The 18,978-nt window shown below is 73.9% G+C and carries 16 protein-coding genes; 9 read left to right on the forward strand and 7 right to left on the reverse strand.

Annotation, left to right across the window (positions count from 1 at the left end; all coding sequences use genetic code 11):
- The first annotated feature begins 89 nt into the window (after positions 1-89).
- Positions 90-2,156: a SpoIIE family protein phosphatase gene (locus ACFWUQ_RS13930; RefSeq protein WP_384537289.1), complete on the forward strand. Its 2,067-nt coding sequence runs from the start codon at positions 90-92 to the stop codon at positions 2,154-2,156.
- Between the two features lie 97 nt (positions 2,157-2,253).
- Here the strand turns inward: ACFWUQ_RS13930 and ACFWUQ_RS13935 are convergent, their stop codons facing one another.
- The 3 genes from ACFWUQ_RS13935 to ACFWUQ_RS13945 all read right to left on the reverse strand — a co-directional run bounded on the left by ACFWUQ_RS13935 (position 2,254) and on the right by ACFWUQ_RS13945 (position 7,597).
- The gene (locus ACFWUQ_RS13935) at positions 2,254-5,067 is read right to left on the reverse strand and encodes a SpoIIE family protein phosphatase (protein ID WP_384537292.1); all 2,814 of its coding nucleotides are present in this window, start codon (positions 5,065-5,067) and stop codon (positions 2,254-2,256) included.
- 153 nt (positions 5,068-5,220) lie between these two features.
- The gene (locus ACFWUQ_RS13940; protein WP_384537294.1) at positions 5,221-6,369 is read right to left on the reverse strand and encodes a glycerate kinase; all 1,149 of its coding nucleotides are present in this window, start codon (positions 6,367-6,369) and stop codon (positions 5,221-5,223) included.
- A 205-nt stretch (positions 6,370-6,574) separates the two neighbouring features.
- Positions 6,575-7,597, reverse strand: a complete 1,023-nt coding sequence (locus ACFWUQ_RS13945) for a glycosyltransferase family 2 protein (protein ID WP_384537297.1) — start codon at positions 7,595-7,597, stop codon at positions 6,575-6,577.
- A gap of 180 nt (positions 7,598-7,777) precedes the next feature.
- Here ACFWUQ_RS13945 and ACFWUQ_RS13950 point away from each other — a divergent pair, with 180 nt between their 5' ends.
- Together ACFWUQ_RS13950 and ACFWUQ_RS13955 are read left to right on the forward strand one after the other, a co-directional pair.
- On the forward strand, positions 7,778-8,278 hold the full coding sequence (locus tag ACFWUQ_RS13950; RefSeq protein ID WP_384537299.1) for an NUDIX domain-containing protein: 501 nt from the start codon (positions 7,778-7,780) through the stop codon (positions 8,276-8,278).
- An 88-nt stretch (positions 8,279-8,366) separates the two neighbouring features.
- Complete coding sequence (locus ACFWUQ_RS13955) at positions 8,367-8,795, forward strand: hypothetical protein (RefSeq protein ID WP_384537301.1); 429 nt, start codon at positions 8,367-8,369, stop codon at positions 8,793-8,795.
- Positions 8,796-8,925: 130 nt separating this feature from the next.
- Here the strand turns inward: ACFWUQ_RS13955 and ACFWUQ_RS13960 are convergent, their stop codons facing one another.
- Complete coding sequence (locus ACFWUQ_RS13960; protein ID WP_384537304.1) at positions 8,926-9,513, reverse strand: GNAT family N-acetyltransferase; 588 nt, start codon at positions 9,511-9,513, stop codon at positions 8,926-8,928.
- A gap of 100 nt (positions 9,514-9,613) precedes the next feature.
- Between ACFWUQ_RS13960 and ACFWUQ_RS13965 the strand changes: the two genes are divergently transcribed.
- Positions 9,614-10,255 carry a DUF6461 domain-containing protein gene (locus ACFWUQ_RS13965; RefSeq protein ID WP_384537307.1) on the forward strand — a complete coding sequence of 214 codons (642 nt, stop codon included), beginning with the start codon at positions 9,614-9,616 and terminating at the stop codon, positions 10,253-10,255.
- Positions 10,256-10,280: 25 nt separating this feature from the next.
- On the opposite strand, the gene ACFWUQ_RS13970 is transcribed toward ACFWUQ_RS13965, so the two are convergent.
- The 3 genes from ACFWUQ_RS13970 to ACFWUQ_RS13980 are packed head-to-tail and all read right to left on the reverse strand — an operon-like array spanning position 10,281 to position 13,605.
- Complete coding sequence (locus ACFWUQ_RS13970) at positions 10,281-10,823, reverse strand: methylated-DNA--[protein]-cysteine S-methyltransferase (protein WP_384537309.1); 543 nt, start codon at positions 10,821-10,823, stop codon at positions 10,281-10,283.
- 15 nt (positions 10,824-10,838) lie between these two features.
- Entirely contained in the window at positions 10,839-12,323 is a 1,485-nt protein-coding gene (locus ACFWUQ_RS13975) for a DNA-3-methyladenine glycosylase 2 family protein (protein WP_384537312.1), read from the reverse strand.
- Positions 12,324-12,378: 55 nt separating this feature from the next.
- Entirely contained in the window at positions 12,379-13,605 is a 1,227-nt protein-coding gene (locus ACFWUQ_RS13980; protein WP_384537315.1) for a PucR family transcriptional regulator, read from the reverse strand.
- A gap of 206 nt (positions 13,606-13,811) precedes the next feature.
- Here ACFWUQ_RS13980 and ACFWUQ_RS13985 point away from each other — a divergent pair, with 206 nt between their 5' ends.
- Genes ACFWUQ_RS13985 through ACFWUQ_RS14005 form a run of 5 tightly spaced genes read left to right on the forward strand, consistent with a single transcriptional unit; the run spans position 13,812 to position 18,813 of the window.
- Positions 13,812-14,612, forward strand: coding sequence for an ABC transporter ATP-binding protein (locus ACFWUQ_RS13985; RefSeq protein ID WP_384537318.1), 801 nt, complete (start codon positions 13,812-13,814; stop codon positions 14,610-14,612).
- Positions 14,609-15,505 (forward strand): ABC transporter ATP-binding protein, encoded by an 897-nt coding sequence (locus tag ACFWUQ_RS13990; RefSeq protein ID WP_384537321.1) that lies wholly within the window; start codon positions 14,609-14,611, stop codon positions 15,503-15,505. The genes ACFWUQ_RS13985 and ACFWUQ_RS13990 overlap by 4 nt, the downstream gene beginning before the upstream one ends.
- Positions 15,502-16,392 (forward strand): branched-chain amino acid ABC transporter permease, encoded by an 891-nt coding sequence (locus ACFWUQ_RS13995; protein ID WP_384537323.1) that lies wholly within the window; start codon positions 15,502-15,504, stop codon positions 16,390-16,392. The genes ACFWUQ_RS13990 and ACFWUQ_RS13995 overlap by 4 nt, the downstream gene beginning before the upstream one ends.
- The gene (locus ACFWUQ_RS14000; RefSeq protein WP_384537325.1) at positions 16,385-17,533 is read left to right on the forward strand and encodes a branched-chain amino acid ABC transporter permease; all 1,149 of its coding nucleotides are present in this window, start codon (positions 16,385-16,387) and stop codon (positions 17,531-17,533) included. The genes ACFWUQ_RS13995 and ACFWUQ_RS14000 overlap by 8 nt, the downstream gene beginning before the upstream one ends.
- Positions 17,530-18,813 carry an ABC transporter substrate-binding protein gene (locus tag ACFWUQ_RS14005; RefSeq protein ID WP_384537327.1) on the forward strand — a complete coding sequence of 428 codons (1,284 nt, stop codon included), beginning with the start codon at positions 17,530-17,532 and terminating at the stop codon, positions 18,811-18,813. The genes ACFWUQ_RS14000 and ACFWUQ_RS14005 overlap by 4 nt, the downstream gene beginning before the upstream one ends.
- The last annotated feature ends 165 nt before the right edge of the window (positions 18,814-18,978 follow it).

Below are 18,978 nucleotides of genomic sequence, written 5' to 3' on the forward strand. Positions count from 1 at the left end.
ACCGGCCGCGCCCGACACAGAGCCCCGTGCCGGTGCCTCGGATAGGGTGAATCGGTAGGAATCAGGCCCGCCGGGGTGAGGTCGGTGCGTTGGACACTTACCAGTCGACGAACGAGGTACCGGAACAGCCGGTCGGGGCTGTCGGGTACGCGGGCGTCCTGCGCGAGCTGCTGCCGATCGCCCTGTGGCGGGAGGACGCCGACGGCCGCGTGGTGGAGTGGTCGCTGGCCGCGCAGGACCTCCTCGGACACCGCCCCGAGGACATCATCGGCCTCTCCGGGGCGTCCGTCCTGGTCCCCGAGGCAAACCACGAGCTCGCCGAACAGCTGACCCGGCGCGTCCAGGCGGGCGAGACCGTCGTCGGGACCCTCCCCGTACGCCACCGCGACGGCCACCGGGTGCCGATGGAGATGTGGATCGTCCCCGCCGCCGACCCGCAAGGGCGTACGGGGGCGCTCCTCATCGCCGTGGAGACCACCGAGGTGCTCCACATGAGGGACTCGCTCGCCGCCCTCCAGAGCCTCTTCACCCAGTCGCCCATCGGCCTCGCCACCCTCGGCCCCGACCTGCGCTTCCTGCGCGTCAACGACGCGCTGGCCCGGATGAACGGCGTCTCCGCCGCCGCGCACCTCGGCAGACGGCTCACCGAGGTGGTCCCGGGCGTGAACGCCGCCGCGCTGGAGGCGACGATGCGGCAGGTCCTCGACGGAGGGACCGCCGTCGTCGACGTCCGGCGCACGGGGCGGACCCCCGCCGACCCCGACCACGACCGGACCTGGTCCTGCTCGTACGCCCCCCTGCTCGACGGCGCGGGGCGCCCGCTCGGCCTGATCGCCTCCCTCATCGACATCACCGAGAGCCAGCGGGCCCAGCTCGACGCCGAACGCGCCCGCCACCGCTTCGCCCAGCTGGCGGAGGCGGGCGCCCGCATCGGGACCACCCTGGACCTGCGGCAGACGGCCCAGGAGATCGTCGACCTCCTGGTGCCCCAGCTCGCGGACTCGGCCGACGTACAGCTGCTGGAAGCGGTCCTGGACCCCGACGAGGGCGCGGCCGCCCGGGCGTCCACCCAGGGCCTCCTGCGCCGTATCGCCGCCCGCTTCCCCGACCCGACGGCCCCCACCGCGCGGCTGGCCGCGGGCCAGACCTTCCAGATCCCGACGGACACGGTCTACGAGCGGGTCATCGCCGAGGGCCGGCCGATGAACCTCTACCAGTCCGACATCCCGGCCCTGATCAGCGACCCCCGCGCGCAGAAGCTGCGCAGCTACCTCTCCACCCTCGGCTCCGCGCGGCTGATCCCCCTCGTCGCACGGGGCACGGTGCTCGGCGCCGTGGCCGTGACCCGGGTCCGCGACCGGGAGCCCTTCGACGAGGAGGACTGCGTCCTGGTCGACGAGCTGGTCGCCCGCGCGGCCCTCAACATCGACAACGCCCGGATGTACACCCGCCAGCGCCAGGCCGCCCTGACGCTCCAGCACAGCCTCACCAACAGCGCCCTGCCCCGGGTCACCGGCCTCGAACTGACCGGCCGCTACCTCCCCGCCAGCGACCACGACGTCGGAGGGGACTGGTTCGACGTGATCCAGCTGCCCGGCGGGCGGACCGGGCTGGTCATCGGGGACGTCATGGGGCACGGGATCCACGCGGCGGCGGTCATGGGGCAGCTGCGCACCGCGGTACGGACCCTGGCGCGCCTGGACGTGCCCCCGGAGCGGATGCTCCGCTCGCTCGACGCCGTCGTGGCCGATCTGGGCGAGGACGAGATGGCCACCTGCGTCTACGCCGTCCACGACCCGGCGACGGGCGTCTGCGTGATCGCCCGCGCCGGCCACCCGCCGCCCGCCGTGGCCACCGCCGACGGGACGATCACCTTCCTGGACGGCCCGCCCGGGACCCCGCTGGGCACCGGCGGGCAGGACTTCCGCACCGAGGAGGTGCCGCTGCCCCCCGGGAGCCTGCTCGTGCTCTACACCGACGGGCTCATCGAGGCCCGCGACCGGGACCTCGACCAGGGCATGGACGAGCTGGCGCGGGCCCTGCACGGGGCGGACCAGCCGCTGGAGCAGCTGTGCGACGGGATCCTGGAGCACCTGCTGCCCTGCGCGCCGCAGGACGACGTGGCGGTCCTGCTGGCCCGCACCCGGCCGCGCTGACCGGCCGTCTGTCGGGCCTCGCGTCCGGTCGTCCCGCCCGCCGCGCGGCCGACCGGCCGTTCGGGGAGCCCGGCCGCTACGACCGCCCTCCGGCCCGTCACCAGGCCAGGTCCTCCAGCGCGTCCAGGTCCAGCGGGGCCGGAGCCGGCGGTTCCGTGCCCGCGGTCAGCGGCAGCTCGGCCCAGATGACCTTGCCGCGTTCCGTGTAGCGCGTGCCCCACCGGTCGGCGTACTGGGCGACGAGGAACAGCCCCCGCCCGCCCTCGTCCGTGGTGGCCGCGTACCGCAGGTGCGGCGAGGTGCTGCTGCCGTCGGAGACCTCGACGATCAGGCTGCGGTCGCGCAGCAGGCGGACCCGCACCGGCGCGGACCCGTACCGGATGGCATTGGTGATCAGCTCGCTGAGGATTAGCTCGGTCGTGAAGGAGATCTCCTCCAGGCCCCAGGCGGACAGCTGCGCCGCGCCCGCGTTGCGGACCCGGGAGACCGCCGAGGCCTCGCCGGGCACCTCCCACTCCGCGATCCGGTCCGCCTCCAGCCGCCGGGTGTCCGCGATCAGCAGGGCGATGTCGTCGTTGGGCACGGGGAACAGCAGCGCCGCCAGTACGTCCGCGCAGGCCTGCTCGGGGCTGCGGCCGGGCCGGGACAAGGTCTCGCGCAGCAGGCCCAGCCCGGTGTCGAAGTCCCGGTCCCGGTCCTCCACCAGCCCGTCGGTGAACAGTGCCAGCCGGCTCCCCTCGGGCAACTGGAGCGTGACGGCCTCGAACGGCATGCCGCCCACGCCGAGCGGGAGCCCCGAGGGCAGCTCGGGGAACTCCACCCGGCCGTCCGGGTGGACCAGGGCCGGTCCGGGATGCCCGGCGCTCGCCATGACGCACCGCCCCGAGACCGGGTCGTACACGGCGTACAGGCAGGTGGCGCCGGTGATCCCGGCCGCCGCTTCGCCGACCGGGTCCGTCACGGTCCCGACCTCGTCCGCGTCTCCGCCCGTGGCGGACAGGCAGCCGGTCTCGTTCTGGTCGATCCGGTTGATCAGCTCGTCCAGGTGCCCGAGCAGCTCGTCGGGCGGCAGGTCCAGGGTGGAGAAGTTGTGCACGGCGGTCCGCAGCCGCCCCATCGTCGCGGCGGCGTGCACCCCGTGCCCGACGACGTCGCCGACGACCAGCGCCACGCGGGCGCCCGGAAGCGGGATCACGTCGAACCAGTCCCCGCCCACACCCGCCTTCGCGGGCAGGTAGCGGAAGGCGACCTCCACCCCCGACTGGTCGGGCAGCACCCGGGGCAGGAGGCTGCGCTGGAGCGTCACCGCGGTCGCGTGCTCACGGGTGAAGCGGCGCGCGTTGTCGATGGAGACGGCCGCGCGCGCCCCCAGCTCCTCGGCGAAGGACAGGTCCTCCTCGTCGAAGGCCTCCGGGGTGTCGCCGGCCCGCCAGAAGTTGGCCATGCCGAGGACCACGCCGCGGGCCTGGAGCGGTACGGAGATCAGCGAGTGCAGCCCGTAGTCCAGCGCCACCCGGGTGCCGTCGGCGTCCTGGGCCCGCCAGCCCATGGCGGCGTTCAGGTCTGCCGCCAGCACCGCGTGCCCGGCGTCCAGGGCCGCGGACATCGGCGCCGTCGGCACCACGAACCGGATGACGTCGCCGACCGGCTGGAGCGGCTGGTCGCCGCGGACCCCGCTCACCGCGGCCCGCCGCATCTCGGTGTACCTCCCGGCGGCCTCGGAGGGCTCGTCGCCGCGCAGCACCGGTTCCAGCAGCTCGACGGTGACGAAGTCCGCGAAGCGCGGGACCGCGACCTCCGACAGCTCCTCGGCGGTGCGCACCACGTCCAGCGTCGTACCGATGCGCACCCCGGCGTCGTAGAGCAGTTGGAGCCGTTCGCGGGCCACCTCGGCGCGGCCCGACAGGGCGGCCAGCTCGGTCGAGTCGCGCAGGGTCATGACGCTGCCGGAGGGCCGGCCGGCGTACGGCTGTGTGGGGCGCACGTTGACGGCGAGGAGCCGGTCGCCGGCCAGGTGCACCTCGTCCGTCGCGACCCGGCCGGAGGCGAGCAGCTCGGCGGTGCGGCTGTCGAGCCCGAGGTCGGACACGTGCCGCCGTTCGGCGTCGGGCGGCAGGTCCAGGAGCCGGCGGGCCTCGTCGTTGGCGAGGACGAGCCGCTGGTCGGCGTCGATGATCAACACGCCCTCGCGCACGGCGTGCAGCACCGCCTCGTGGTGCTCGTTCATCCTGGTCATCTCGGCGGCGCCCATGCCGTGCGTCTGGCGCCGCAGCCGGCGGCTGACGAGGGCGGCCCCGCCCGTGCCGAGCAGCAGGGCGCCCGCGGCCGCCCCGACCATCAGCGGGAGCTGGTCCTCGACCACGTCGGAGACGTTCTCCACCTCGATGCCGGTGCCGACCAGGCCGATGACCGCGCCGTCGGCGTCCCGTACGGGGACCACGGCCCGGACCGCGTCGCTGGGCTCCCCGACGTAGGTCTCCGTGAAGGAGGTGCCGGCGACGGCGCGGGACAGGTCCCCCGTGGCGCGTCGGCCGATCAGCTCCGGCCGCGAGTCGGTGTAGCGGATCCCGTCCGTGGTCATCACCGCGATGAAGTCGAGGCCCGAGGCGCGGCGGGCGGCGTCGGCCAGCGGCTGGAGCGCGGCGCTCGGGTCGGGGGAGGCCAGTGCCGCGGGGAGGCCGGGGGCGTGCGCGAAGGCCTCGGCGGCCGCGAGCGAGCGGTTGCGGGCGTCGCGGTGGCTGTCGTAGCGGGCCTGCAGCACCAGGGCGACCGAGGCCGCGGTGATCAGCAGCAGCACGATCACCGCCTGGAGGGCGAAGACCTGACCGGAGACGCTGTGGGCCCCGAGGGACAGGCGCGCGAGCAAGCGCCCACCCCACCCGGTCGGCTCGCGACCCGTACGTCCGGTCATGAGCCCTTTCTAACACTGTCCCGGTGGTTTGGGAGTGGCTGCGGTGACAACTGCTGCCGCCCGGGACCCGGGCGAGCGGTGCCGGAGGGCGGCAACGGCCCGGCGCCCGGAACCCCGCACGGGGCTCCGGGGCCGGCGCGGCGGCCGTGACGGTCAGAGGACGTCGGCGGCGATCCTCGCCGCGACCTGCTCCAGCAGGGGGCCCGCGTTCGGGATGGACTTGGCCGGGTCGGGCTCCAGGTCCGAGAGCGGATACGCGCGGCGGATGCCGGCCTCCCGCAGCGCCTCCTCGGTCAGCAGCAGCCGGCCGCAGACCGCGACGACGGGCTTGCCGGCCGCCCGCGCGGCCGCGGCCACCCCGGCCGGAGCCTTGCCGTGCAGGGTCTGCTCGTCCAGCGAGCCCTCACCGGTGATCACCAGCGTGGCCCGCTCCAGCGCCGGGGCGAAGCCCAGTACGTCCAGCATCAGCTCGATGCCGGGCCGGAACGTCGCACCGAGCAGCAGCGCCCCGTACCCGATGCCGCCCGCGCCGCCCGCGCCGGGGAGTACCGCGCACTCGGCGGCCTTGGCGCCGATCGACTTCTCCAGCACCACCGCGAAGTGGGCCAGCGCCGCGTCGAGCGCGGCCACGTCCTCGGGCGAGGCCCCCTTCTGCGGGCCGTAGACCGCCGGGGCGCCCTTCGGGCCGGTCAGGGGGTTGTCCACGTCGCTGGCGAGGACGAACTCCACATCCGCGAACCGCGCGTCGACGCCGGACAGGTCGGCCGAGGCCAGCTGGGCCAGCGCGCCGCCGCCGGGGCCGACCGGTTCGCCGTTCGCGTCCAGGAACACCGCGCCCAGCGCCGCGAGCATGCCGGCGCCGCCGTCGGTGGTGGCACTGCCGCCCACACCGAAGACGATCGACCGCGCGCCCGCGTCAAGGGCGGCCCTCAGCAGCTCGCCCGAGCCGTACGTGGTGGCCGTCAGCGGGGCGAAGGTGCCCGCCGGCAGCAGCTGGAGGCCGGAGGCCTCCGCCATCTCGACCACCGCGGTGTCCCCGCGCAGCGCGAAAGCGGCCGTGACCTGGTCGCCGAGGGGTCCGGTGACCCGTACCTCCCGGCGCTCGAACCCGGCCGCCACCGCGGCCGCGACCGTGCCGTCGCCGCCGTCCGCGACGGGGAGGGTCTCGATCTCCACGTCCGGTGCGGCCCTGCGAAGGCCGGCCGTCACCCGCTCCGCGACCTGAACGGCCGTGAGCGAGCCCTTGAATTTGTCCGCGGCGATGAGCACGCGCGCGGTCTCAGTTACTGCTCCGTCCGTCACCTTGCTAATCCCTTGCTATCGAACAGTGCAGTCGCGCCCCCATGAGCGTATCCGGAGGATCCTCCTATGCCCATGCGTGGCCTGGGCCACAGTCGGCACGCGATGCCCATAAATGCAGACATAACTCCGCACAGTGTGACCGCACGCGCACGGATTCCCCGGAACAAGCACGTCCGGATCTCCCCGCGGGGGCGTACGTCCCCGATCAGACCGCCCGCTCGGAGACGCGGGATCCGCGCTCCTCGGTGTCCGCGGTGTCCTCGGACGAGTCGTAGCCGACGAAGTAGGCGGGCCTGGCCTGGACGGCGGAGTAGATCCGGCCGATGTACTCGCCGAGCAGGCCGACGCAGATGAGCTGGACACCGCCGATGAAGTGCATGCCGATGAACAGCGAGGACCAGCCGGGCACCGTCGAGCCGAGCGCGTACTGGACGGTCGTGTAGACGGCGAGCAGCAGGCAGACCAGGAAGCTCGTCAGGCCCAGCCAGGTGGCCAGGCGCAGCGGGCTGGCGGAGAAGTTCGTGATGCTGTCGAGGGCGAGCCGCACCATCTTCGACACGGGGTAGTGGGTGCTGCCGGCCACCCGCTCCTCGCGGACGTAGGCGACCTCGCCGCTGCTGAAGCCGAGCCACGGCACGAGCAGCCGGTAGACCGGCTGGTGCTCGGGCAGGGACTTCAGCGCGTCGACGGCGGCCCGGCTGAGCAGGCGGAAGTCACCTGCCTGGTTGGGCATGTTCGTCCCGACGAGCTTGCGCATCAGCCAGTAGTACGCGCCGGCCGTGCGCCGCTTGAAGAAGGTGTCGGTGCCGCGGTCGCCGCGCACGCCGTAGACGATGTCCAGGTCCCGCTCGCGCGCCAGCGCGTACATCTCCGTGATCTTCTCCGGCGGGTCCTGGAGGTCGGCGTCGATGCTGACGACGTAGTCGCCGAGGGCGCGGTGGATGCCGGCGGTCAGGGCGGCCTGGTGCCCGGAGTTGCGGGCGAAGCGCACGATGCGCAGCTCGGGCCAGTCCTGCCGGATTTTCTGCATGATCACGGGGGTGGCGTCGGTGCTGCCGTCGTCGACGCCGACGACCTCGTAGCCGATGCCCATCCCGTCCAGGATCGGGCGCAGCCGCGCCACGGTCAGCGGCAGCGCCTCCTGCTCGTTGTAGATCGGGACGACGACCGACAGCACGGGAGCCGGCCGTTCGGACTCCTCGCGTGCCGGGTCTGCTGCGTGGCGCATGGCTGTCTGCCTGCCTTCGATCTCCGTGAGCGGAGGACGGCCGGTCGGGCGTGTGGGGATACCACAGGCGGGCGGTAACAATATCACCTGAAAACAATCATGGAAGGTGTCGACTCGGGCGCCTCTGGCCGCCCGACCGCGCCGCCCCGGCCGCCGCGGGCGCCTGGGTAGGGTGGCCGGGTGACGACCACGGATGACTACGCCACCTACATCGCGAGCCTGCCCCGGGTACTGGCCGGCGCGGCCGCCCTCTACCGGGACGCCGAGGGCCGGGTCCTGCTCGTCGAGCCCAACTACCGTGAGGGCTGGGCCCTGCCGGGCGGAACCATCGAGTCCGACCTGGGCGAGTCGCCCCGTACGGCCGCCCGCCGCGAGAGCGCCGAGGAGATCGGCATCGACGTTCCGCTCGGCCGGCTGCTCGCCGTCGACTGGACTCTCGGCGCGGGCCGGCCCCCGCTCGTCGCCTACCTGTACGACGGCGGGGTGCTGGACGCCGCGCAGTTGGCCGGCATCGCACTCCAGGAGGACGAACTGCTCTCCTGGCGGCTGGTCGAACCGGCCGAACTCACCACCTACTTGCTCGGCTCGCTGGGCCTGCGCGCCCAAGAGGCCCACCGCGTCCTCCAGTCGGGAGAGGGCGCGGCGGAACTGGAGAACGGCCGCCGCCCCGACCGCGGTTGACCGTCCGGGCCGGGCCCCGGCCCTCGCCTCCGTCCGCCCGCCCCGCCCGTACCGCCGCGCCTACGCCGAGCAGGACAGAATCCAGCAGATGATCACCATGTACGCCTGGCCGAGCACGGCCGACGGTCCCGACGCCCTGCCGATGGTCCACTTCACCACCGACGAGCAGGCCGGCGGCGAGGTGACCCCCGAGGGGACGCCGGTCTGGCTGTTCGACACCGCGATACGGGACGGCGGCTGGGCCCGCTTCACCGACTTCGAGGGCTGGTCCGCGCCCGCCGCCGCCTGGCAGGCCTACTACCGCCGCGAGGACGACCTGCTCGCCGTCAGCGGCCCCGGCGCCTGCGAGGGCTGGTACCAGGGCAACCTCGGCGCCGACACCGACTGGGTGGCGGCCGCCGCCGCCCAGCAGAGCGTGGTCCTCCTCGCCGCTCCCGTCCAGCACCCCTCACTCTTCGGCTACGCCGTCGAGGCCGGCGCCGCCTTCGCCCTCCTGGTTCCCCTGCTCGTCGTCTAGTGCCGTGGCCCCCGCCCCGGTGGTGGATCTACTGCTCGGCGGGGCAGGACGAAATCAAGGCGCATCGGCTTTACTGACGAAAGATCACTCGGTAGGCCACTGCAAACCGCAGCATGACCACGTCACAGCATCAGATGTCGCCGTGGACCACGGCATGCAGGTGTTCGTCATGCCATCCGTCCTCGTGCAACAGGGCGCTGCGCATCGTGCCTTCGAGGGCGAAGCCGGCCTTCGCCGCCACTCGACACGAAGCCGAGTTGGCCACGGAGTGGCACAGCCGCAGACGTCGCAGGCCGAGTTCGTCGAACGCCCATCGGGTCACGCGCTGCGTGGCCTCGACCATGATGCCGCGACCGCGTCCCGCGGGCAGGATCCAGTACAGGATCTCGGCGCTGCCGCCGTTGAGGTCGATGTCACCCCAACCGATCAAGCCCAGGGCCTGCCCGCCGCCGGGTCGAGCGATGGCCCATATCGCGCTCTGCTCGGTGTGCCAACGCTCGTGCATGCGCTCTATGTGACTGCGTGCTTCCGTCTGCGAGGTCACGAAGAGCCGGTTCCACTGGCGAATGGTCGGTTCTTGGGCTGCGGCCACCAAGGCGTCGGCGTCGCTGACGTGCCAGGGACGCAGCTCAAGACCGCTGGGGAGAGCCAGCACGGGCTGTTCCATTCGGGCCAAGTGGCCTGCGGGAACGACGGGCGGGATCGTGGAGGTGATCATCGCGGCATCGTGCCACAGCCCCATGTCCAACCCGCGGCAGCCGGCGGAGGCAGGCGGCCCGGGCGGGAGTGTGTCAGGGGTGTGCGGCAGGATCGGCTGTATGACGGACGGAATCGCCTGGCTCGCGGAGCCGCGGTGCATCACCTTCGGTGGCTACAGCGTGACGTTGGCCCGCGGGCTCGGGGCCGAGGCGCTGGCGGCGCGGATCGCGGCCTCGGCCCAGTGGTCGGAGCGGACGGTGGAGCCGGTCGGGGAGCTCACCGGGGACGAGCTGGTCGAGGTGCTGGACTCGGAGTACGGCGACGCCTGGGACGGGATCGGGCTGCGGCTGGGGGTGAGCGGCGGGTGGACCTTCGCCGTGGGGTACGGGGGCTGGTTCGGGGAATTCTCGGATGATCCGGCGATCTCCGCCGGCAAGGCCGAGGTCTTCGTGGTGGAGTTCGAGGAGGAGAACGGCAAGCCGGTGCCGCCGACCTTCCGCTACTACCGGGACGGCCGGACGGTGTGCTCGTTCAATCTGCACCTGGACGAGTCCTGGGGCACCGGCCAGGTCTCCGGAGACCACGAAGTCGCGGGCCGGGTCACAGAGCTGCTGAGCGCGGAAGGCCTGCCGGACGAGGAGCGAGCGAACCGCGATGTGCACCGGACCGCCCTGGGGGTGCTGGAGCGGCACTTCGGTCTGGCACTCCCGCGGGCCCTGGTGCTGGAGGCCCCGCTGCCGGCCGTCCTGCTCGCCGACTGAGGGGACTCCGCACGCCACCTCGCCGTCACCGCCCGCCGGACACCCCGCCCAGCAGCCCGCCCGCCAACCCCGGCAGGTTCCGTTCCCGGGACTCGAAGCTCAGCAGCCGCACCTTGCGCTCCACCCCGCCGCCGTAGCCGGTCATCGAGCCCGAGGTCCCGATCACGCGGTGGCACGGCACGATGATGCTCACCGGGTTCTTCCCGTTGGCCAGGCCCACCGCCCGCGAGGCGTTCGGCTTGCCCAGCCTCGCCGCCAGCTGCCCGTACGACCACGTCTGCCCGTACGGGATCCGTACGAGCTGCTCCCACACGCTGCGCTGGAAGGCGGTGCCCTCCAGCCGGACCGGGACGTCGAACGCGGTGAGCTCCCCGGCGAAGTACGCGGCCAGCTGGCGTACCACTTCGGGGAAGGGGCCCTCGACCGCGGCGACCCGCTCCCCGAAGCACTCCTCGGCCGGCCGGTGGCGCTGCTCGCTCATGTAGAGGCCGCTCAGGACGCCGTCCGTGGCGACCAGCGTGAGAGGGCCGTAGGGGCTCTCGACGACGGTGTGCTGCTTGCTGTTCATGCTGGTACGCGCCTTTCAGACGGGCAGGTGGTTGATGGGGTGCTCGTCGGTGGCCCACAGGTACTGGACCGCGTACGCGCGCCAGGGCCGCCAGCCGGCCGCCCGGGCCGTCAGCGCGGCCGGGGTGGACGGCAGCCCGAGCCCCCGCGCCGCCCGCCGCACCCCGAGATCGGACGGAAGGAAGGCGTCCGGATCGCCGAGCGCCCGCATCGCGATGATCTCGGTGGTCCAGGGACCGAAACCGGGCAGGGCCGAGAGCCGGCTCCGCGCGGCCTCCCAGTCGCTGTCGATGCCGAGCGGCAGCGAGCCGTCGGCCAGCGCGGCGACCAGGGTGCCCAGCGTGGTGCGCCGGCTGCGCGGCAGCGCGAGGGACTCCGGGTCCAGCCCGGCCAGGGCACCGGGGGAGGGGAAGAGGTGCGTCAGGCCGCCGTGGGGGTCCTCGACGGGCTCGCCGTGCGCCGCGACCAGCCGGGCCGCGTGCGTACGCGCCGCCGCCGTGGACACCTGCTGGCCGAGGACGGCCCGTACGGCGAACTCCGCCGCGTCGACCGTACGCGGCACCCGGCGCCCGGGAGCGCCGTCCACGAGCGGGGCCAGCAGCGGGTCGGCGCGCAGCTGCTCGTCCACGGCCTCGGGGTCGGCGTCCAGGTCCAGCATCCAGCGGCAGCGGCTGATGGCGATGGTCAGGTCGCGCAGGTCGGTGAGGGCGAGGCGGCAGCCGATGTGGTCCGGCTGGGGGGTGAGGGCGACGACCCCGGTGCCGTGCGGCAGGCGCAGGGTGCGGCGGTAGGCCCCGTCCCGCCACTCCTCGACGCCGGGGACCGCGGTCGCGGCGAGGTGACCGAAGAGGTTGTCCGGGTTGAGCGGGGTCCGGAACGGCAGCCGCAGGCTGATCGTCCCCGGAATCCGGGGCCGGTCGTCCGCACGGCGGCCGGCCCGCACGGCGCGCTCCCGCAGCTCGCTGGGGGAGAGGGCGAACACCTCCCGGACCGTGTCGTTGAAGGTGCGGATGGAGGAGAACCCGGCCGCGAAGGCGACGTCGGCCATCGGCAGCCCGGAGGTCTCGATGAGCAGTCGGGCGGTCTGGGCGCGCTGCGCCCGGGCGAGGGCCAGCGGTCCGGCGCCGAGCTCGGCGCTCAGCTGCCGCTCCACCTGGCGGGTCGAGTAGCCGAGGCGGGTGGCGAGGCCCGGGACGCCCTCGCGGTCGACGACCCCGTCCTGGATGAGCCGGACGGCGCGGGCCACCGCGTCGGCGCGGGAGTTCCACTCGGGGGAGCCGGGGCTGGTGTCGGGCCGGCACCGCTTGCAGGCCCGGAAGCCGGCCTGCTGGCAGGCGGCGGCGCTCGGCAGGAAGGTCATGTTCTCGACCTTGGGCGGCACCGCCGGGCAGCTGGGACGGCAGTAGATCCGCGTGGTCAGCACCGCGGTGAAGAACCAGCCGTCGAAGCGGGCGTCCTTCGACTGCACGGCTCTGACGCAGCGCTCGGTGTCGGTGTGCATGGCTCAAGCATCCGGGGTCCGGGTGGGTGCCGCTGGCGGTTTTCCGACATCGAGTCTAACCGGCGGACGGCTCGGGCCGGGCGGCCGGCGGACCCGCGCCGGCGTTCAGGCGGAAGGCGTCCCGCGCCAGGGTCAGGGCGATCAGGTCGTGCGGGCGCGACAGGGAGCGCGAGGTGAGCTGCTCCAGCCGGCGCAGGCGGTTGAAGACCGTGTTGCGGTGGCAGTACAGCCGCGTCGCCGCCCGCCCGGCGGAGCCCTCGGCGGCGAGCCACGCGTCCAGGGTCTCCAGCAGCACCGCCCGGTCCGCCGGATCCAGTTCCAGCAGGGGCCCCAGGACCGCCTGCACCAGTTCCCCCGCCAGCTCGGGCTGGCGCACCACCAGCGCCGTGGGCAGCCGGTCCGTCAGCCGCACCAGCGAGCGGTCGTCGGCCCCGCAGGTGGCCAGCGCCGTCTCCGCAAGCCGCCGCGCCCGGCCCAGCTCCGCGAGCCCGTCCACCACCGGGCTGATCCCGCCGGGCCCCGGGCAGCGGTCCGCGAGCTCCGCGACCAGCTCGTCCAGCGAGGACGAGCCGAGCGCCGCCACCGCCAGTTCCCGCTCCGCGCGCATCCGCCAGAACAGCCGCATCCCGCCCGCCGACACCACCCGGTGCACCGAGTCCCGCCGGTCCACCGGCAGCACCACCACCGCGTACCGGCCCTGCTCCGGCAGGTCCAGGCCGGCCGCCGCCCGGGCCGTCAGGCCGGGCGCCGGCTCCCCCTCCAGCAGAGCGTCGAGCAGCGCCTGCACCCGCTCGTCGCTGCGCCGGCGCATCTCCCGCTCGCCGGCCCGGTAGGCCTCGGCCGTCGCGGCGGCCTGCTGCTCGATCCCGGCCCACATGGCACCCGCCGTACGGGCCAGCACGGGCAGCGCCTCCGGATCCTCCTCGGTGACGATGTCCAGCAGCTCGTCCCACGTGAGACGGCCCGCGCGGCGGTACGCGTACAGCAGCAGGTCCAGCGGCAGCCCCTGTTCGGCCCGCCGCCGGCCCAGTTCCTCCGCGTACACCAGGTCCTTGCGCGTATCCGAGCGGCGCGCGGCGAACGCCTCGATGCCGTACCGCATCGCCTCGCTCACCTGCTGCCAGTGCTCGTCGCGCGGGACGGCCAGGTCGAACAGCGGCGAGTGCTTCGCGAGATCACCGATCAGCTGCTCGGTCAGCGCCGGGATGCGTTCCAGCAGCACCTCGGCCGCTGTCAGCAGCACCGACCACTCCGCTTCCGTGCGCGCCCTGCGTCCACCCATGGCCGCAGAGGATGTCAGCCCCGGCGCGGTCGCGTAAGGGCCCGCGTCGACAGGTCTGTGCCGTTGCACAACCGCACCCCGCCCCCGGCTGGTCATCGGCAGCGATTCCGCTTCGGGCCGTGGACGTCCGCCCCCGCCCGGTGCTGGTCTGTGCGCCAGCACAACACCCCGTCCGGAGCGGAACAAGGCCCCGTCCGGGCCTAACCATGGGAGGGGATGTGGCCTCACTCCAGGTGAGCGCGCTGTCCGTCGGCTACGGGCCGGTCCGGGCCCTGCGCGCCGTGTCGCTGGATGTACCCGAGGGCGCCGTGGTCGTCGTCCTCGGCGGGAACGGTGCGGGGAAGACCACCCTGCTGCGTGCCGTGTCCCGCACCCTGTCCTTCCACCGGGGCGCCGCCACCGGAGGGAGCGTCCGCTTCGACGGACGGCCGCTGGACGGGCTGAGCCCGGCCCGCGCGGTCGCCGCCGGTGTGGTCCAGGTACCCGAGGGGCGGCAGGTCTTCGCCCGGATGACCGTCGCGGACAACCTGCGGGCGGGCGCCCTCGGAGCGGGGGCGGGCTCCCGGGCCGACACCGCCCGTTCGCTGGCCCGCGTGCACGAGCTGTTCCCCGTCCTCGCCAAGCGCTCCCGGCAGCGGGCGGGCCTGCTCTCCGGCGGCGAGCAGCAGATGCTGGCCCTGGGCCGGGCGCTGATGGCCCGCCCCCGGCTGCTGCTCCTGGACGAACCCTCGCTGGGTCTGGCGCCCAAAATGGCCGCCACCATCGCCGAGACCATCACCGAGATCAACGCCTCGGGCACCTCCGTGCTGCTGGTGGAGCAGAACGCCGCGCTCGCCCTGCGGCTGGCCTCGTACGCGTACGTGCTGGAGGTCGGCGAGGTCACCCTGTCGGGCCCGGCCGCCGAGCTGGCGGCCTCGGACGAGGTACGCCGGCGCTACCTCGGCATCACCGACGAGGACGCCCCGGCCCCCCGTACGGAGCGGACCCTGGGCCGGTGGTCCGCATGACCTGGATCCCGCGCCCTCAGGGCGCCCCGGACAGCGCCGGCCCGCGTCCCCCGGACAGCGCCGGCCCGCGTCCCCCGGACAGCGCCGGCCCGGCGGCGGCCGGACCGGGCGCCGAGGCGCCGCCGCCCCTCACCGTCAGCGACGTCACCGTCCGCTTCGCCGGCCTCACCGCGCTCGACTCGGTGTCCTTCACCGTCGAGCCGGGCAGCGTGCACGCCGTCATCGGACCCAACGGAGCCGGCAAGTCCACCTGCTTCAACGTGCTCTCCGGCGTCTACCGGGCCGCTTCCGGCAGCGTCCGCTTCGGCGGCACCGAACTCACCGGACTGGCCCCCCACGCCGTCGCTGCCCTCGGCATCGCCCGCACCTTCCAGAACCTGGCCCTGCCGCCCCACACCACGGTCGCGGACAGCCTCCTGCTCGGCCGCCACCGGCTGATGCGGTCCGGGTTCCTCTCCGCCGGACTGCGCCTGCCGGCCGCCGTCCGCGAGGACCGCCGGCACCGCGAACGGGTCCGCGAGATCGCGGCCTTCGTCGGCCTGGAGGCCGACCTGGCCGCCCCGGCCGGCTCCCTCCCGTACGGCAAACAGAAACTCGTCGAGCTGGCCCGGGCCCTGTGCATGGAGCCCCGGCTGCTGCTCCTGGACGAACCCGTCGCGGGGATGACCGCCGACGAACGGCAGCGCACCGCCGCCGTCGTCGCGGGCGTCCGGGACGGCCTCGGCATCTCGATCGTGCTGGTCGAACACGACATGGGGGTGGTGATGCGGCTCGCTGACGCGGTGACCGTACTCGACTTCGGAAAACGGATCGGCGGGGGAACCCCCGCCCAGGTGCAGAACGACCCGGCGGTCGTGCGCGCCTACCTCGGCGAGGAGAACCCGGCCGCGTGACCACCTTCCTCGAACTCCTGCTCGGCGGGCTCTCCATGGGCTCCGTCTACGCGCTGATCGCCCTCGGCTTCGTGGTCATCTTCAAGGCCACCGAGGTCGTCAACTTCGCCCACGCCTCCCTCCTCCTCGCCGGCGGGTACGTCACCGCCGTCCTGCACGACGACATCGGCTTCTGGCCCGCCCTCGCCGTAGGCGTCGGCGCGGCCGCCGCCGTCGGAGCCGGGGTGGAGTTCCTCGTGATGCGCCGCTACCGGGGCCAGGACCACAGCGTGCTGGCCATCGTCACCATCGGCGTGGACATCCTGATCACCACCGACCTCACCCGCCGCATCGGTACGGACGTCCTCGCACTCGGCGACCCGTGGGGCGACGCGGTGGTCCACCTCGGACCCGTCACCCTCCCGCAGACCCGGATCGCCGCCTTCGTCGCCGCGGCCCTCCTGATCAGCGCCTTCCTGCTGGTCTTCCGGTACACGGCGTGGGGCGTCGCCATGCGCGCCGCCGCCGAGAAGCCGGAGACCGCCGCACTGATGGGCGTACGGCTGGGCCGGGTCTCGCTCGCCGCCTGGGCGGTCGCCGGCTCCCTGGCCGCCGTCGCGGCGCTCTTCCTGACCGTCTTCCCCACCCCCGGCCTGGAGCGGGCCACCTCGCTCGCCGCCCTCAAGGCCTTCCCCGCCGCGATCCTCGGCGGCCTCGACTCCACCACCGGAGCCCTCGCGGGCGGCCTGATCGTCGGGGTCACCGAGGCCATGGCCACGGGCTACCAGAGCCAGCTCGCCTTCCTCGGCCGCGGCATCGGGGACCTCGCCCCCTACCTCGTCATGGTCGTGGTCCTGCTCCTGCGCCCGGCCGGCCTCTTCGGCACCAAGGAGCTCGCCCGTGTCTGACGTCACCGCCCCGGGTCTCCGCACGGAGGCCGACGCCCCCCGCCCGGCCCCCGCCGGCACCGGGGCCCCGCCCCGGCGCGGCTCCCGCGTCCGGTACGCGCTGTGGGCCGCCGGGGCCCTGGTACTGCTGGCGCTCCCGTTCTACCTCGAACGGTTCTGGCTCCAGGCGGGGCTCTTCGCCATCGCCGCCGGGATCGGCGCCATCGGGCTCAACCTCCTCACCGGAGCCACCGGACAGCTCTCCATGGGCCACGCCTTCTTCCTGGCCGTCGGCGCGTACGGGTACTGCGCCCTGGCCGGCGACGGCGGCCGCTCCGGCGGGCACGAGCTCGTCGGGCTGGGCTTGCCCAGCTGGCTGGCCGCCGTACTCGCGGTGGTCCTGGCGGGAGCGGTCGGCGGGCTCTTCAGCCCGATCGCCGGCCGGCTGCGCGGCGCCTACCTCGGCATCGCCACCCTGGCCCTGATCTTCATCGGCCAGCACGTCCTGTTCAACGCCACGCCCCTAACCGGCGGATTCAACGGCCGCGCCGTCGAACCGCTCTCGCTCTTCGGCGTCACCTTCGACGACACCGAGACGATGGTCGCCGCCATCCCCTTCCAGTCCGCCGAGAAGCTCTGGTACGTGGCCCTCGCCGCGCTCCTGGGCTGCGCCCTCTTCGCCCGGGGCGTCCTGCGCGGCCGCCCCGGGCGCGCCCTGAACGCCATCCGCGACCACAACATCGCCGCCGGTGTCATGGGCGTCCCCGTGGCCCGCTACCGGGCCGCCGTCTTCGTCCTGTCCTCCATGTACGCGGGGCTGGCCGGGGTGCTGCTCGCCCTCGTCTTCCAGCGCACGGTGCCCGACTACTTCGGCATGGTCCTGTCGCTGGAGTACCTGGCCATGATCGTGATCGGCGGCCTGGGCACCGTCGCCGGCTCCGTCGTCGGCGCGGCCTTCGTCTCCCTCCTGCCCCAGCTCCTGACCCGCTACAGCGACGCGCTCCCGCTCGTCTCCGCTCCGGGCGCGGGCGGCGTCTCCCCGGGCGAGGCGTCCCGCTACCTCTACGGAGCGGCCGTGGTGGCCGTCGTCCTGTTCCTCCCCGGCGGTCTCGCCCGGATCCGCCCCTCCCTGTCCGCACGTACCCCGAAGGAGCCAGCGTGAAGAGAACCGGCCGGAACAAGAGAGCACGACTCGGTACAGCGGCCCTGGCGGCCGCGCTCCTGCTGACCGGCGCCGCCGGATGCAGCGGGAAGGCGGGCACCACCACCGAGGAGAAGGAGGGCGCGGGCGGGGTCAGGACCGGTGACGGGGTCACCGCCACCGCCATCCAGCTCGGCGCCCTCACCGACATGACCGGCGTCTACGCCTCGCTCGGCAAGAGCGTCACCCAGGCCCAGCAGCTCTGGATCAAGCAGGCCAACGCCTCGGGCGGCATCTGCGGGCGGCAGCTGGAGCTGACGGTCCGCGACCACGGCTACGACCCGCAGAAGGCGCTCGCCGCCTACACGGAGCTGGAGCCCAAGGTGCTCGGCTTCGCCCAGTTCATCGGGTCCCCCTTCGTCGCCGCGGCCAAGGACCGCATCGAGGGCCAGGACAAGGGCCTGGTCATCCCGCAGGCCTGGTCGGCCTCGCTGCTGGGCAGCGCGTCCATCCGGACGATCGGGGCCACGTACGACATCGAGACGGTCAACGCCATCGGCTACCTCCTCGACGAGAAGCGCATCGCCTCCGGCGACCGGATCGGGCACGTCTACTTCGAGGGGGACTACGGCGAGAACGCCCTCGCCGGCGCGAAGCACGCGGCGAAGGAGGCCGGGCTCACCGTCGTCGAGCAGAAGATCAAGCCCACCGACAACGACATGTCCGCGCAGGTCGCCGCCCTCAAGCAGGCCGGGGTCAAGGCCGTGGTCATCAGCGCGGGGCCGCGGCAGGCCGCTTCACTGGTCGGGGTCGCCGCGGCCGGCGGCTGGAACGTCCCCGTGGTCGGCAACAACTCGGCGTACGCGCCCCAGCTGCTCGCCACGCCGGCGGGCGCGGCGCTGCAGAAGGACTACTACGTGGCCGCGTCCACCCTGCCGATCGGCGCCACGGAACCCGGCCCGGCGGCCCTGGCCTCCGCCTACACGGCGGAGTACCCGGGCGCGGGGCTGGACAACGGCGTGGTGGCCGGGTACACGGCCGCCTCGGTCTACGGAGAGGCCCTCAAGAGGGCCTGCGCGGACAAGAACCTCACCCGCGAGGGCGTGGGCAAGGCCCTGCTGAGCCTCAAGGCGTACGACAACGGCTTCGGCATCGCGCACGACTTCTCCGACCCGAAGGCCCCGTCCACCCGGCAGAGCGTCATCATGAAGCCGGACGAGAAGACCCCGGGCGGCCTGAAGGTGGTCAAGGAGGCCGCGGTGGCCGAGGCGGCGAAGTCCTTCACCCCGGCGGCGGGCTGACAGGCCGCGCCCCGGGCGCGCCGGGCCCCGCGAGGCGGCCCCGGAACGACGGGAGGGGCCCCCGCAGGCCAAAGGCAACCGGGGGCCCCCCCGCCGGGGGGGTCGGCGAAACCAACGGAGGGGGGGGCGCCGCGCCGGGGGTGTGGCGGGAGGTGTTTGTGCCGC

Origin of the sequence: Streptomyces sp. NPDC058662 (genome assembly GCF_042716255.1) — a bacterium.
Taxonomy (GTDB): domain Bacteria; phylum Actinomycetota; class Actinomycetes; order Streptomycetales; family Streptomycetaceae; genus Streptomyces.